This window comes from Pedobacter segetis, from assembly GCF_016623585.1.
Classification (GTDB): Bacteria; Bacteroidota; Bacteroidia; order Sphingobacteriales; family Sphingobacteriaceae; genus Pseudopedobacter; species Pseudopedobacter segetis.
The window spans coordinates 37,153-53,743 of sequence record NZ_JAEHFY010000016.1 but is presented as its reverse complement, the minus strand read 5'-3'; the positions used below and the strand labels follow the sequence as shown (position 1 = coordinate 53,743).

Sequence of the window (16,591 nt, the reverse complement as noted above, 5' to 3'; positions counted from 1 at the left end):
TTAAAAGAATCTAGGTGAAATAAATTTATCTTTCTCAAAACCAAACTCATAACGCAACATAATCTCATGACTGCCGCTGTTAAAACTCTGTAATTTTGTGGTACTGTGATCATAAGAATAACCAATTCTTATTTGTGGCGTTACTTGTAATTCTAACAAACCAGAAATATCTGCATTGGTACGGTATTGCCCTCCAATACCAAGTATATCTTTAATCCAAAAAACAGCATTTAGATCACCTTCAATTGGTGCGCCTTTTACTTGTTTTATCAAAACAGAAGGTTTAAGCTTTAAATCATCTGATAAAGAGGCAACAAAACCGGCAGCCAAAAAGAGATGTATCTGCTGTGTAGAAAGCCCAGATGAAGATTGTGCACCGTATAAAGTTGCTAAAAGCTCTGGAGCCGATAATCCCAAATAAAACTTATCCGAATTATAATATATACCACTCCCGATATTGAAGTTTGTTCTTTTAACAAATTCTTGAAAAGCTGGGTCTATAGAAGTGCCCGTGGGATCTAGTTTTACTTGGGTATAATCGGCTTTTCTAATGTTCAAGCTGCCTTGTAAGCCAAAAGACAATGTCCCTTTTTCCATTCTTATCCTATAAGCAGATGATAAAACCAGACCGGTTGTATTGGTAATACCCAACCTATCGTTAAAAATCTGTAAGCCCAACCCAATCTTTTTATCGTTAACGGGGGCATCTATTGAGAAAGTGCTAGTTTTTGGCGCACCGTCATAACCTGTCCATTGGTTGCGATATAAAGCGGTTGCAGAAACTACATTTCTACTACCTGCATAGGCAGGGTTGATGGCCAAGGTATTAAACATGTACTGTGTGTACATGGCATCTTGTTGTGCTTCGGATTGTTTGGCAAAACCTATCAGCAACAAAAAGAAAATGCTCTTATATATAATTTTTTTCATGATGTTTATCTGTTTAGAGTTAGGTATCCATTGTATTTTTTACCGTTGTAAACCACTATGTAATAGTAAGTGCCTACGGGTAAATCCTGGCCAATCAATAAACCCTTATTAGAGGTTCCGTTCCAAGTATTTAAATAATCTGCAGATTTGTAAACTATGTTTCCCCAACGGTTGTAAACCTCAAGATCTACGGGGGTTAAGCCCGCGTTAGGAATCACAAATTTATCATTGGTGCCATCTCCGTTTGGAGAGAACCCGCCCGGAATAAATATCTTATCTACAATAAATTTAACAGGTGTTGGAACGGCTGGGGTTACATCGCCAGGTGTTATTGGATCTGGAGTAACGCCGTCTGTAGATTGATCCGTGGTTTTTGTCCCATCGGTAACGGATGCTCCTTCTACAAATGAAGTGTTAGTAAAACTAAAGTTGTTACCAGGGATAAGAATATTAACTAAAAGCTCTACTTGTGCCGTTGCGCCACTAGGTAATTGATTGTTTCCCGTTAATAGTTCTGTTATAGAAGTTCCGTTAAAAGCGTTATTGGTGTTTAAATTGTTTGCTCCGGTAGAAGCTAGAGTTATAACCCTGATGGTTGTGCCGGGAAAAGCAGCGGCCAAATCATCTTTAAGAGATATATCTTGTAACACCACATTCCCATAATTTTTAATATTGAATTGGAACTTCACATTAAAAGAACCATCTGCTTGATTATCGATACTTAAAAGAGATTTTGCCAAACCTATTTTAGGGGGTGCCGGCACTGCAATAGTAACTGTTGCAGGGTTAGATTCTGCTCCTCTATTATCCTTAACGGTATAAGTAAAGCTATCTGGCCCAGAGTAACCCGCATTTGGGGTATAAGTAACTACACCTGTTGTTGGGTTAACCGTTAGCGTTCCGTTAGTTGGCTGCGTTTTGATCACTACGCTAGTATTATCAATTGTTGCGTTTCCGTCTCTATCCGTATCGTTATTAATAACATTTATTTGTGTTGGCGAATTTACATTCCCGTTTACAATATCATTAACAGCAACTGGGATAGCATTGATAATAACCTGAATATCATCTGTAACCGGACACTGGCTTTGGGCTGTTAGCGTATAAGTGAAAACATACGTTCCGTTTGGCCCTGTTATGGCTGTGGATGCAGCGTTAGGAGAATTTATTACCGCACCATTAGGACCTGATTTTTGCACCCATTTACTGGTAGAGTTTGCAGGCGAGTTACCCGTGATGGTAGTAGTACCTGTTGGTGAACCAATGTTTATCAGCTGGTCTATACCCGCATTTGCCATGATGGTTGTTACAGGTTCTGCAATGGTAATGGTTGCTGGAGCAGATTTATAACCAAAGTTATCTGAAATGGTATATTTAACAGTAACAGTTCCGGTTACGCTGCTGTTTAAAGGGGTAAAAGTAACCGTACCGTCATTATTGGCGGTAAACACACCTTTGCCTGCAACTAAAAAGCTTTTTTGTTCGCCAGAGACAAAAGGATCTAGATCTATAGAATTTAGATCGATATTGCCGCCCGGGTTTGTAGAGGCATCATTACCTGCAACATTAATAGTACTTGTTTTTCCTGCGCACTCGGTAATTTGATCGTTCAGCGCTATTGGGCTGGTAAACGGACGCTGATAAATATCAATCCTAACATTTCTGATCTCGTGGAAATTGGTTAGATCACCTGTGGATGATGCGATACCATATCTTACCAATGCTGGTGCAGCATCGGGATAATAATAATTATCTATAACCGTAGTAGTTTTTGTAGGTGTGCCCCCTACCTTTATCCTAACAGAAACATTGTAACCACCGTTAACGTTTGGTTGTAAATCTATGTAAGCTTTTCTGTAGCCCAATTGTGTGCTATCCGGCGAACGCATGGTTGCTGCACCATCATCAACCAAATCTACCCCTTTATCACTTGCGCTTACAGAGGTTAGGTATCTATAATTATCTGGGGTTTGTGCGGCACCATTACCTTTGCCCCTTAGTACAACAGATTTGGATGATATACCGTATAAGCCTGGGCCAACGATCCCACCTTGCCTACCTTCCCTTGGGTTAGGAAAGTTTCCAAATTCATCTAATGCAACACCTATATAACCCTTACTAACCCCTGGCGAAACCGGATCGGTAAGATTAAATTGGGCATAACCCAAAGAACCGCCAAAACCGCCAATATTAAACGGGCTGGCGGTTGCATCAAATAAAAAGAAACAGATCCCATCGGCACCGCTACCTCCGTAAGTGAAATACTCAAAAGAAATACTTAAACCTTGGTTGGTAGAAAAATTATCTGTTCCGTAAACGTATCCTTTTTGGTTAAGCAAACCGTTTGTTAACCTTAAGTACCCTGCCCCTGGCGCATCTATACCTGCGGCTGCAGTTAAAACTGCAGTTGGCGAACCCCCAAATTGGATATTGTTTGCAGTTGTCTCTTTAAAACTTTGGAAATAGGGTAACTGTGCTTTTGTTAATAAACTCGTTAGCACAAATACCATAGTCAAGATAAGACTTGGTAAAGATTTAATTTTCATACTGAGCGTTGTTTAGTTGAGTACAATTTTACAATTGCGTTATCATATAACCAAATATCAAACCACTAAACCAGTTTTTTGAGATGTTTTATCCATAGCCATCCCTGTGCATTATATGCTAATATTTATTCTTTTTTTGCGATGGTAAAAAAAGTTGCTCTATAAAATTCTTAAAGAATTAATTTCCACAATTAGGTATAAAATTCCCCGATAATCAACTTCTATCCCAGTAGCGTATTTCTTGGATAAAAACCATCCATAACCTTAAAGTAGGCTTGGTTATCTTCAAAGCCCACTACCTTTTAGATTTTATGTTAAGAGGCAAAGTTGGCATTATATTGTATTAAGTTGGGGATAAAGCGTTAAAAGGCATAAGCTTTTTTTTAGCTTCTAAACGTAAACGAAATAACATGAATTGCTCTCTTAAAAAAATTAATTGTTTGTTACTGATTGTTTTGGCTTTTGTGGTATTTACGCCTAAGGTAAAAGCGCAGCAAAGTATGGTGCAAGATGTTAATTATCTTTTTTTAGAAAAGCTGTTGGCAACCGCCAGGCAGAATTACCCTATCGTAAAACAATATGAGATTCAAAAAAACATCGATAACCTTAACATTAAGGGCCAAAAACTAAATTGGTTTTCCCCGCTTAACTTTTCTTATTTATCATCACCCAATAACACCATCAATTTTGTAGATCCCAGATTTTTTACTGGCTACCAATTTGGTGTTAACATTAACGTGGCAGATATATTACAGAAACCAAACAAGATAAAAATTGCAAAGCAACAACTTCTGTTAACAGAGGCCAATGAAAGCCAATATGCACAAACCTTAGAGATAGAGGTTAAGAAAAGATACTTTCTTTATATACAAGAGCTTAATACGGTTAAACTTTTTTCTAAAAGTGTGCAAGATGCGGAAGGGCTTTTGAATGATTTGAGGGTAAAGTATGAAAGAGGTGAAGTAGAGTTTAGGGTTTATAGCGAAGCATTGGTAAACTTTAGCAGTATCAGTAAACAAAAACTAGAGGCAGAGGCAAATTACCTTACCGCAAAAGCTTCTATAGAAGAATTAACCATAACCAAACTAGAAGACATCAAATAATGGAAGAATTAAAAAAGTTTTATAAGCTACTGTACAAGTATAGGTTTGTAATCGTATCGGTCCCGATCATCACCATCATTATTGCTTTTTTTCTAGTGCGCAACCTAGAAGATCAATATGTGGCAGAGGGGCAAATTGCAACAGGCATAGTAGATGAAACACAGGTTTTATCAAATACTGCCGATAAGCAGGAAGGCAGCGTAATTAGAGAGTTTAGTAACTTGATAGAGATTATGAAGTTGCAAAAGATAGTAAACATGGTTTCCTATCAGTTGATCATCCATGACCTAACTTCTGATAAGCCTTTTAGAGAATGGAGCGGAAAGATCAAAGATTTATCTGAGGTTGATAGGAGAAAGCTTTTAAACAGTTTTAAAAGAAAATTCTCTTTAAGGGAACCGATCAATAGGTTTAATGATGACAACAAAAATCTCTATGACGTTTTGAAATCTATGAATTATACCTCTGAGGATATTCTGGATAATTTAAGTGCAGACAGATTAGAGAATAGCGATTTCATTTCTGTAAAATATACTTCAGAAACGCCAGAACTATCTGCTTTTGTTGTAAATACAGAATGTACAGAGTTTGTAACCTATTATACATCTATCTTAAAAGAGAACCAAACAAAAGCGGTAAAATTCTTGTCGCAAAAGGCTCAGCAAAAAAGTGATACCCTTAACAAAAACGTACAGGCATTAAAACAGTACAAGATAAAGAACAGGATCATCAATCTGCAAGAGCAATCTAGAAAGATGTACGAGCTTTCTGCCGAGTACGAAAGAAGAGAACAAGAGGCAGAAAAAGATATCATCTCTTTAAAAAGTACCATATCAAACATAGACAAACAATTTGACCCCAACCAAAGAAGGTATTTTGAAGCATCTCTAACCAAAATAAACCAAGCCTTGGTACAAACCAAAAAAGAGTTGGGCATTGTTACAGAGAAGTATGTGCAAAGTGGCTTTGATGAATCTTACAAAACATCGATAGACTCTTTGATGGATATCATGAACAAGCAGATACTTACGGCATCCGATAAATACATAGATAATCCTTTGAACCAAAAAAGGGATCTAATAACCAAAAAATTAGGCCTTCAGGTAGAGTATGATATTGCCAGGTATAGTTTAGGGCTTTTGAAAAGAGAATTGGCGGATATGAATAACCGATTTGATAAATTGGTTCCCCATGAAGCAGTGATACAATCTTTAGAGCGTAAAATCGATATCTCAAGTAAGGAATACCTTGATATTTTGGATAAATACAACGATGCCAGTTTAGAGGCAAGCCTAACATCAAGATTGAGGCAGGTGCAAGTGGCAAACCCCGGGGTAGAACTACCATCCAAAAAAATGCTGTTGATCATTTTAAGCGGCATCATCAGTTTTGTTTTTTGCTTATTGGTTTTCTTTATCATCTTTTATTTTGATAATAAGATCGGTACGCCAAGAGAGCTTGCACAAATTACAGAAATACCGGTTTTGGGTAAAATAAACCGTGTAAATTCTACAAGTTTGGCTTTAAAAGAGATATGGAGCAATCTGCACTCTAACCCAGAAATGCAAGAACTCAAAAAACAGTTAAGATCTGCCAGGTATGAGATTAGCAGGGAAATGGTACCAAAGGTAAACACCAAGGGGCAGGTTTTAAATATCACAAGTATGAACAACTCTGAAGGTAAAACCTTATTGGTGGCTTGTATTGCTTATTCTTATGTGGTAATCAGCAAAAAAGTACTTTTAATTGATGGCAATTTCGACCATCCTAGTATTACGGAAAACTCTAATTCTAAATTTTTTATCGAAGACTATTTAAAGAGCGGGAATTTGGGATCTGCCGAGTTTAGCGCAGGGATAATGGTTATGGGAAATAAAGGAGAGGATAAATCATTATTCGAGATTGCAGATGAAGAAACCGTTAAACAGCGTTTTGATCAGCTAAGATCTGAGTTTGATCTAATCTTAGTAGAGACACCTTCTTTAGAAACATTGAGTAAAGCAAAAGAATGGAATTCCATTTCTGATAGGGTAATGGGCGTATTTGAAGCAAACCAAAGTTTAACCACGGGTAAAAAACAACATATCAATTACTTAAAATCTTTAAACGGGCAGTTTATAGGCTGGGTTATCAACAAGGTATCGGCAGAAACTAATATCAAAACAGAAAGTAATTTTAATGCTAACTTTATAGAATAAATGGTAAAAGAAGCAATAGAGATCAGTTGGTTGGTTATTCAAATCCTCATCGGGTTCCACCTATTTTTCCCTATTGCTTTGTTTTGTTTTAGTAAAATTGGCGGGCAAGCAAAACCTCGGGCAAATTTAGGTCTAGCAAATTTAGATTACGCAATAATTTTAACAGCATACCAAGAAACCTTTCAACTACAAAATGCGGTTGCTTCTATTTTAAATCAAAGTTACCAGCATTTTATCGTTTATTTGGTTGCCGATGATTGTGATATATCGTCTCTAATTTTTGATGATGAAAGGATAATTGTACTGAGACCAGAAAGGGTAATAGGTAGCAATACCGGGTCGCACCAATATGCAGTAGAACACTTTATCCGCAATCATGATATAATAACCATCATGGATAGCGATAACATACTGGATAAAAGCTATCTATCAGTACTTAATTTAGATTTTAACTATGGGTTTAAAGCGGTACAAGGTGTAAGGGAAGCTAAAAACTTGGATACCAATTATGCTTGTTTAGATGCCGCAAGAGATATTTACTACCATTTTTTTGATGGAGAGGTATTGTTCAAGAGCGGGTCTTCAGCAACTTTGGCAGGATCTGGTATGGCATTTAGATCAGATTTGTATGCTAGTTTCTTAACCCAGAATAAAGTGAGCGGGGCGGGATTTGATAAGGTTTTACAAAATTGGTTGGTAAAACAAGACATACAAATAGCGTTTAATAAACAAGCGATCGTTTATGATCAAAAAACATCACACAAAGATCAATTGGTAAAACAAAGATCTAGGTGGATAAATACTTGGTTCAAATATTTTTCTTATGGTTTTGGTTTAATATCACAAGGGATAAAAAACAAATCATTGAACCAGTTTTTATTTGGGCTTGTGCTGCTTAGGCCTCCCCTTTTTATGTTTTTATTATTATCTGTGATGGCAATAGCAATAAATATAATATTGGGGCTTAATTATTTGGTTTGGCTTTTAGGGCTTCTGTTTTTTGTGTTAAGCTTTTTTTTGGCCTTGGCAAAAAGCAATACCGATAAAAGAATTTATAGCGCATTAATAGGGATACCCAAATTTATGTTTTACCAAGTATTATCATTAACAAGAATTAAATCGGCAAATAAAATATCGGTGGCAACCAAACACCAAAAAACAATAGATTAATTAAATTAAGATGAGAATAGACCCTAAAGGAACGGTAAAAGAAAGGAATGAAGCTAATTTGATCAGGTTTAAAAGAGCATTGGCCATTGTTATCTGTGCTGTTTTGGTTTATTTTTTCGTTTTTAAAATTGTATTCTTTTAATGGAAAATCTAGAATTGCAAAAAGAAGACATCAATAAAAAAGTGCTGTCTATTTCATTGGTAGTATTGGTATTACTATCATTGATAAGTGCATTTATTTTTACCAATTATGGTTATAAATACGGTTTATTGCCCTTGGCAATTTCATTTGCAGCGGTATTTATATATATAGTGATAAAAGAACCTAAATTTGCAGTAATAGCCTTGATGCTAGGTTCTTATTTTATTATATTTTTAATCACTTTGGTTACAACAACCTTCCCTTTGGGCACCTTAATGGATGGGATGTTGGCCATTTTAACCTTGGCATTTTTTATAAAGCAAAAGTATAACCGTAATTACTGGATCTTTAAGAACCCTATTTCTTACATACTGGTGATCTGGATTTCTTATAATATATTACAGTTTTTTAATCCGGCTGCCGCATCTAGGCTGGCTTGGCTTTACACCATTAGAAGTGTGGCCTTGGTAATGCTTTCTTACTATATATTCACTTATTACATAGATAACGTTAAGTTTTTAAGAACCATTTTAATGTTGTGGTTGGGCTTGTGCGTTTTCGCCGCACTATGGGCAATCAAACAAGAGTATTTTGGTTTTTTCGGTTTCGAGGAAAAAAACCATTACGATCAACTCTATATCAATTTGAACTTTATTGACGGACGATGGAGAAAAAATTCGATATTCTCTGATCCCGTTTCGTTCTCTTACAACATGGCTGCTGCCGCTCTCTTATGTTTAGGTTTAATGACAGGTCCTTATAAAACAAAATATAAGGTTCTATTGGGCTCAATGGCTGTTTTGTTTCTTACCGTGATGACTTATTCTGGCACAAGATCGGCCTATATTTTAGTGCCTGCCGCATTTTTAATGTTTGTGGTTTTAAAACTTAACAGATTTTTGATCGCTATAACCATCCCCATTAGCCTCGCATTTTTGATATTGATAAATGTACCCACATCTAACATAACCTTAACGCGTTTCCAAAGTGCTTTTAGGCCAAATGAAGATGCCTCTTACAATGTGCGTAAACTAAATCAGAAAAGGGTGCAGCCTTTTATACAGACACATCCTTTTGGAGGCGGTTTGGGCGGATCGGGCATTTGGGGGGTACGTTTTGCCCCTAATTCTTTCTTGGCACAATTTCCACCAGATAGTGGCTACGTTAGGGTTGCGCTAGAATTAGGTTGGGTTGGTCTATTGTTGATCTGCAGCATTATGTTTACTGCACTTTACGTTGGTATCAAAAACTTCTTTACCATCAAAGATCCAGAACTAAGGGCAATTTGTTTATCAATGATATTGATTGTATTTGCATTCTCTTTGGCAAATTACCCACAAGAGGCAATTGTGCAATATCCCTTAAGTATCTACTTTTACCTGGTTTTGGCAATAATCACCTTAACAAAAGTATTTGACGATAAAAAGCAAGGCAACATGGTAAGCAATTTAGAAAAGAAGAAAAAATTGGTTGATTACAGAGTTGTATAAAATTCAATGTTTTTAATTGATACTTAAATGTTTATTTTGGTGGATATTTGTTGGATCTAGAAACATAAAATTGCCCCATGCTTAAAAACGCTTTTGTATTTATCTTAAGCAACGCAAAATACGATGCCCCGATAGAATCTACCGGTTTTACCGTTGCAAAGCATTTATCAAAAGATAATACTGTTTTTTACATAGAGTACCCGGCAACGATCAAAGATTACTATCAATTAAAAACGTCTCCAGAGTTTAAAAAAAAGAAAGATCTTTTCTCAAAATCTTCCGATGGATTGTTGGCAACAGAAACGCCCAACCTCCATATTTTGATTACCCCGCTCCTACTATCCATTAACTTTATCCCAGAAGGTGCGTTTTACAGAAAAATTTTAAGCTACAACGAAAACGTAATAGTCAAAAGGATTCAGAAAATCATCAAAAAATTTAAGATACAAGACTTTATCTTCATCAATTCCTTTAATATCCATTATCCAAATATTGGCAAATTGTTAAATGCCAAACTTAACGTTTACCATTGCGTAGATCCAATTATTGAAGATTATGATGCCAAACATGGGCACACATCAGAAGAGATTATCCTAAAAGACAGTGATTTAGTAATATGTACCAGCAAAGAATTGTACAGAAATAAATCAGAGCAGCATCCGTACACCTATTTTATACCAAATGCGGCCGATTTTGAGCACAGCAAAAAAGCAGTTTTAGAAAACACGGCAATCCACCCAAAAATTTTAGGTATCAAAAAACCAATAATCGGTTATTTTGGCAACATCGAAAGAAGGATAGATTATAGAATGTTGGCCAAGGCAATGAAAATGAACCTTGATAAAAGCTTTGTTTTTGTTGGCCCAATTGAAGCAGAATACCTCAAAAAAATAAAAAAAGAAACGCCTAATCTTTATTTGATAGAGCAAGTACCTTACAAAGAAATGCCTGGTGTTTTAAAAGGATTTGATGTGGCCATTATCCCATTTAAAAAAGACGAAGTGAGCCATACCATATTTCCACTTAAACTTTTTGAGTATCTAGGGAGCGGCAAACCTGTTGTTTCTACAGATTTTAATATAGATTTAGAAGAATTTACGCAAGGTGCTGTTCCTTTTTGTAAAACCGCAGAAGAGTTCTCTAATGCCATTAACAATGCTTTAACTAACGATAACGATGAAAAACGTAAACTAAGGTTAAAAGCGGCAAAAGACAATACTTGGGATAAAAGATTACATGAGTTTTCTTGCATCTTGCAAAAACATTTAGACAATAAGTATAATTAGCTATGCCTAAAATCTTTTTTGATCATCAAAAATTTACCACCCAAAAATTCGGAGGCATCAGCAGGTATTTTGCAAATATCATCCATACCATTAAACAAGAGCCAGATTTTGGGTATTCGCTAGGTGTTGCAAATTCTAACAACTATTATATAAAAGAAGAAAAGCAATTTTTAAATAATGCTTTCGCCGATTTTTTACTGCAATCTGAATATGGTTTTAGAAAGTTTAAATTGAACGAACTTTATTGTAAATACTTGCTCAAACAGAACAATTTCGATGTTTTTCATCCCACCTATTACGAGCCTTATTTTATAAAAGACCTCAAAAAACCGATGGTTACCACCATCCATGATATGACGCATGAACGCCTTCCACAATATTTTTGGGTTAAGGATCCCCTTACCCAATATAAAAGAATAAATGCCAATAGGGCCGATAAAATTATTGCCATATCCAATACTACCAAAAATGATTTGTTGACTTATTTACCCGTTGATGAAAGTAAAATAGAGGTTATTTACCACGGGATAGATCTAGAAACCCCTTTGGTTTTTGAAGAAATTATAGGTTTACCTAAAAATTATTTGTTATTTATAGGCGATAGAGGTGGTTATAAAAATTTTTATTTGCTGTTAGATGCTTTTGCAGAAATATCTAAAAAAAACCCAGATATAGAATTGGTTTTAGCCGGCGGGGGAAATTTAGAAGGTGTGGATATTGAGACCATCAACCGTTTAAAGCTGAACGATAGGGTAAAACATTTTAACGTGAGCGATGGGCAATTGAATTATCTATACCAAAATGCTCTGATTTTTATCTACCCATCTTTGTATGAAGGTTTTGGATTGCCAATTTTAGAAGCCTTTAAAGCAAAATGCCCTGTTTTATTGAGCCAAACAGATTGTTTTGAAGAAATTGCACAAAACTCTACGGCTTTTTTTAGTCCTTATTCTTTAGATGATTTGATTTTTCAAATAGATAAACTCATCAACGATAGCAAATTGAGAGAAGAATTGGTAAAAAAGGGCGAGAAAAGATTAGCTGATTTCCCGTTGCAAAAATCTATGGATAAAACCTTAGCATTATATAAAACACTTGCCTAGTTTATGTTATTTAACTCGCTCGATTTTGTATTTTTCTTTGTAATAGTAACGTTTCTTTATTACGTTTTACCGTTTAAAAGCAGATGGTTTTTATTGCTGGCCGCCAGTTGCTATTTCTACATGGCATTTGTACCCATCTACATTTTAATTCTGGGTTTTACCATCATAGTTGATTATCTGGCGGGTATTTATATAGAAAAATCAATCGGAAAAAAAAGAAAACTATTATTGATCTGTAGCTTGGTGGCCAACATTGGTATTTTGGCGGTTTTTAAATATTATAATTTCATTAACGATAATATTTCATTCTTGGCCACCAGTATCCACCTAAAGAACAACATTCCCTACCTAAATATGCTGTTGCCCATTGGTTTGTCTTTTCACACTTTTCAGGCTATGAGTTATACGATAGAGGTTTATCGTGGTAAGCAAAAAGCAGAAAAACACTTTGGTATTTATAGTCTTTATGTGATGTTTTACCCCCAGCTGGTTGCAGGCCCAATAGAAAGGCCACAAAATATCTTACCTCAAATGCACATTAAGCATCAATTTAGTTATGCAAACATGGCCGAAGGTTTGAAACAAATGGCTTGGGGATTTTTTAAAAAACTGGTAGTTGCCGATCGGCTCTCTATTTATGTAGATACCGTTTATCCCAATCCAGAGCTACATAATGGATCAACCGTAGCCTTAAGCTCTATATTCTTTGCCATACAAATCTATTGTGATTTTTCTGGTTATTCTGATATTGCCATAGGTGCAGCCAGAACCATGGGTTTTGATTTGATGACCAACTTTAAGCGTCCGTACTTTGCTAAATCTATATCAGAATTTTGGGGGCGATGGCATATTTCACTCTCTACTTGGTTTAGGGATTATCTATACATCCCTTTGGGGGGCAACAGGGTAAAAGTATCAAGAAGGTTTTTAAATCTTTTCATAGTTTTTATAGTGAGTGGTTTGTGGCATGGCGCAAGTTATAATTTTATCATTTGGGGTGCTTTGCATGGCATTTATCAAATAATTGGGTTGTTGATCAAGCCTTTTGTTTCTGCTTTTGAAGGTAAACTACCCAAACTAGGTGCTAAAACATTTAATCTATTTAAAGGTGTTTTTATATTCATCATTGTAACCTTCGCTTGGATTTTCTTTAGGGCCAATAACCTTTCAGATGCCTATTTGATGATCAAGAACTTAAAAACATTGGGGCAAATGCCATTTTTGGGGAATGGGGTCAATCAATTGGGGCATTGTTTTATTGCCATTACCTTGCTGTTTATCATAGAATATTTTATGGAGTTTAAACCAGAGATTAAACTTATGGATAATAAATATATAGCCGTTAGATACGCATCTGTTTTAGGTTTACTTTTTATTATCCTAATATTCGGTGTTTTTAACGGCGGCCAGTTTATTTATTTTCAGTTTTAACGATGGAGAAGATAAACTTAAAAAGATTCTTTAAAAACCTTTTGATATTTACCGCACTATTGGTTGCCGCTGATAGGATAATTGGGTATGCTTTAGAAAAAGCATACTTCAGTTTAAAAGCCGGGCAATTTGCACAAACAACCTATACTTTAGATAAGGCTGCGCCAGATATATTGGTTTTTGGTAGTTCTAGGGCTTTGCACCATTACTCCTCATCTATTTTATCTGATAAGCTGCATAAGAGCATCTATAACGCGGGCAGCGATGGGCAATTCTTACCTTATTATTGTGCCGCACAAGAAGTTATCTTACAACGGAAAATACCAAAAATCATAATTTTAGATGTAAATATCTGGGAGTTAGGGCCAAATGATTCAAAATATATAAAACTTGCTAGTTTGTTGCCATACGTGAGCGAACACCCAATCCTTAAAAAATACACCGCAGAGATCAGCGATTATGAAAACATCAAATTTATAAGCAAGACTTATCCTTATAACTCCACACTGCTTATTTCTGCTTATGACCATCTTTTCTCCAATAAGCTCCCTTCTGATGATAGAGGTTATTTTCCGCTAGTAAGAACCATCCCAAAACAGCAGTTTGAGCATTACAGAGAACAACAGCGCATTTATAACGAGAAAAGAGCCAAGCAAAAAATAAAAATCGATATGAACGCCGTTGATTATTATCGGGCTTTTTTACAGCGATGTGAAGATTTAAAAATTAAGACTTATGTCATCATCTCGCCTACCATCTTAAAAGAACCAAAAACAAAAGAGAAAATATTATTAAAAATTATTGCCGAAGAATATCCTAACGTTACTTTTTTAGATTATTCTTCAGATGCAACATATAACAACCATTATAAGCTTTTCGCCGATGAATTTCATTTGAATGATACTGGAGCCAAGAAATTCTCTGAGGAATTGGCAGATAAGATTAAATGATAAGCCGATATTATCCACAGATGGTTTAGGAGCATACCAATTTTATAAATAGTTAATAAAAAAATCAAGCTATCTTTTAAATAATCTTTGCTTTTTTAAATACGATATTCTGAATAAACCATTAAATAGGCTAACACAATTTTGCGAAATTATGTTAGCCATTATTATTCCTCTAATTTGTTTTGTGACCTTTAACCGCGTAAAACAATATGTATAGATAGCAAGGAACCATACTACATAAAAATGCTGTTTGTGAACCTATGTTAATGGCCAGGGCTGCGTAAATCTGCGGTAATACTGCTCCCCCGGCTATTCCCATAACTAATAATGCGGATCCAAATTTGGTGTATTTCCCTAAGCCCTTGATAGCTAAAGGGAATATTGCCGGCCACATTAAAGAGTTTGCCAAACCTAAGAGTGCGATAAACATTACGCTGATATAACCCGTTGTTAAAAATGCACCGACCGTAAATAAAACACCCACTATTGCCGATAGCATTAATGCTTTTTCTTGTTTGATGTATTTTGGGATACAGATGATGCCAATGATATAGCCGATTACCATGGATACCAGGGTATAGGATGTGAAAATTTTTGTCTGATCTAGGCTCATCCCCAAAGATTTGCCATAAGTACCGATCACATCGCCCGCCATTACCTCTACGCCCACGTATAAAAAAAGACAGATTACGCCTAAATTTAGGTTGCTATATTTGAACACACTAGATTTTGGTGCTACCACATTTCCATCATCCCCAACATGGTCTTTATCGGTATCAATTTCTGGTAAAGAAGAGTATTTTATTACCAAAGCCAATATGGTTAACACCAAGGCTATAATAATGTAGGGCGTTATTACCCTTTGCGCCAAAGCATTCAACAAAGCTTCTTTTTTTACGGAATCGGTAATGATTTTTGCTTGATCCTCTATAGCTTGTGCGCCTTTTAACACCAGCGCACTTAATATAATTGGGCTTAAAGCACCTGCCAATTTATTGCAGATACCCATAATGCTGATGCGTTTAGCGGCACTTTCTATTGGCCCAACAATGGTGATATAGGGGTTTGAAGCCGTTTGCAATAAGGCCAAACCCATACCTTGTATAAATAAGCCTAACAGAAATAACGGAAAGGTCCTCATATTTGCGGCTGGTATAAATATCAATGCGCCAATTGCCATCACAAATAAACCCAAAGACATCCCGTTTTTAAATCCTGTTAGTTTTAAGATGTATGATGAAGGGATGGCAAGAAAAAAGTAGGCCATGTAAAATGCAAAAGTTACCAGTAAGGCCTGGGATGTGCTTAACTCGCAAGCTAACTGTAAAAAAGGGATTAATGTACCGTTAAGCCACGTTACAAAACCAAAAACAAAGAAGAGTGCACCAATAATGATTACTGGGTTTATGCCTTTTTTTTGCATTGAGGCAGATAAAGAGTTTGAATTTGACATATATTTAGGATTGGTTTTTTACAATTATTTATTCGAAAACGGCGTTACCAAAAAACTCTGGCAAATGGAAATTAGGTGTCTCTGATTTAATGGGTCTCCAACTTAAAAAATGAGGCTCTGGTAAATCATCGCCACACTTATATAAATTAAGTCTTGCTGCCCTTCTTTTAAATGATTCTATTTGATGAAACTGAAAAACAGATTTAGGGATCTCTAACTGTAACTCCCATTTGATCATTTTTTTATCTTCAAAAATCACAGATTTAAAGCTAGAGTTTGCTCTAATATTTCTGATATTTTTTGCATCCAACAATTTTCTGTTTTCTTTAGATTCGCCAAAACCCGCCAAGCAGGTGCCCTTGCAATTAAACTCGAAGTTATAGTATGCTTGATCGTTATCTAATGCTATAAATAATTCTACACAAGAATCTTTATATACCGGATCATTTGGTTGGTTATATATTGCAAGTATGTTTTCTTCTATTACGTCAAATTTTACCAACAAGGCATCGTCTGTATAGGCTATTTCAAAATTGGCTTTTCCGGCAAATTTATAATCCCAAGCATTGCTGTTTATAGCATATGAAATGTTGGCCTCTACTTTTTTATCAGTGAAGCTGTTTGGCAAAATATAGGGTATTAAAATGGGCTTATTCATTTAATATTTCTAGGGCAAAAGGTCTAATTATTCTTTCAATTTAATAAATGTGTTCGGAAACACTAATTTAGAAAATAATTCTATAATAACAGTAAAATGTTTGCTGATCACATTTTATTAAATTAAGGCTT

Annotated in this window: 13 protein-coding genes; 9 read left to right on the top strand and 4 right to left on the bottom strand. The window is 35.6% G+C overall.

From position 1 onward, the window contains the following. Together I5M32_RS11970 and I5M32_RS11965 are read right to left on the bottom strand one after the other, a co-directional pair. Positions 1-930, bottom strand: a complete 930-nt coding sequence (locus I5M32_RS11970; protein WP_200586640.1) for a PorP/SprF family type IX secretion system membrane protein — start codon at positions 928-930, stop codon at positions 1-3. Between the two features lie 5 nt (positions 931-935). Further along, positions 936-3,476: an Ig-like domain-containing protein gene (locus I5M32_RS11965; RefSeq protein WP_200586634.1), complete on the bottom strand. Its 2,541-nt coding sequence runs from the start codon at positions 3,474-3,476 to the stop codon at positions 936-938. Between the two features lie 440 nt (positions 3,477-3,916). Between I5M32_RS11965 and I5M32_RS11960 the strand changes: the two genes are divergently transcribed. The 9 genes from I5M32_RS11960 (at position 3,917) to I5M32_RS11925 (ending at position 14,349) form a co-directional block, all read left to right on the top strand. Then, on the top strand, positions 3,917-4,579 hold the full coding sequence (locus I5M32_RS11960; RefSeq protein ID WP_200586632.1) for a TolC family protein: 663 nt from the start codon (positions 3,917-3,919) through the stop codon (positions 4,577-4,579). Further along, positions 4,579-6,777 (top strand): exopolysaccharide transport family protein, encoded by a 2,199-nt coding sequence (locus I5M32_RS11955; RefSeq protein ID WP_200586630.1) that lies wholly within the window; start codon positions 4,579-4,581, stop codon positions 6,775-6,777. The genes I5M32_RS11960 and I5M32_RS11955 overlap by 1 nt, the downstream gene beginning before the upstream one ends. After that, positions 6,778-7,947: a glycosyltransferase gene (locus I5M32_RS11950; RefSeq protein ID WP_200586628.1), complete on the top strand. Its 1,170-nt coding sequence runs from the start codon at positions 6,778-6,780 to the stop codon at positions 7,945-7,947. Positions 7,948-7,957: 10 nt separating this feature from the next. Next, the gene (locus I5M32_RS16880) at positions 7,958-8,089 is read left to right on the top strand and encodes a hypothetical protein (protein ID WP_262895602.1); all 132 of its coding nucleotides are present in this window, start codon (positions 7,958-7,960) and stop codon (positions 8,087-8,089) included. Further along, positions 8,089-9,579 carry an O-antigen ligase family protein gene (locus tag I5M32_RS11945; RefSeq protein WP_200586622.1) on the top strand — a complete coding sequence of 497 codons (1,491 nt, stop codon included), beginning with the start codon at positions 8,089-8,091 and terminating at the stop codon, positions 9,577-9,579. The genes I5M32_RS16880 and I5M32_RS11945 overlap by 1 nt, the downstream gene beginning before the upstream one ends. 77 nt (positions 9,580-9,656) lie before the next feature. Continuing rightward, a complete protein-coding gene (locus I5M32_RS11940) occupies positions 9,657-10,865 on the top strand; it encodes a glycosyltransferase (protein ID WP_200586620.1) in 1,209 nt (402 codons plus the stop codon). 2 nt (positions 10,866-10,867) lie between these two features. Beyond that, a complete protein-coding gene (locus I5M32_RS11935; RefSeq protein ID WP_200586618.1) occupies positions 10,868-11,968 on the top strand; it encodes a glycosyltransferase family 4 protein in 1,101 nt (366 codons plus the stop codon). Positions 11,969-11,971: 3 nt separating this feature from the next. Next, entirely contained in the window at positions 11,972-13,399 is a 1,428-nt protein-coding gene (locus I5M32_RS11930; RefSeq protein ID WP_200586617.1) for an MBOAT family O-acyltransferase, read from the top strand. Between the two features lie 2 nt (positions 13,400-13,401). Beyond that, complete coding sequence (locus tag I5M32_RS11925) at positions 13,402-14,349, top strand: hypothetical protein (protein WP_200586616.1); 948 nt, start codon at positions 13,402-13,404, stop codon at positions 14,347-14,349. Between the two features lie 172 nt (positions 14,350-14,521). Here I5M32_RS11925 and I5M32_RS11920 read toward each other — a convergent pair whose 3' ends face one another. Together I5M32_RS11920 and I5M32_RS11915 are read right to left on the bottom strand one after the other, a co-directional pair. Further along, entirely contained in the window at positions 14,522-15,802 is a 1,281-nt protein-coding gene (locus tag I5M32_RS11920; protein WP_200586615.1) for a sugar MFS transporter, read from the bottom strand. A 28-nt stretch (positions 15,803-15,830) separates the two neighbouring features. Beyond that, positions 15,831-16,460, bottom strand: a complete 630-nt coding sequence (locus tag I5M32_RS11915; protein WP_200586614.1) for a carbohydrate-binding family 9-like protein — start codon at positions 16,458-16,460, stop codon at positions 15,831-15,833. Positions 16,461-16,591: the final 131 nt, after the last annotated feature.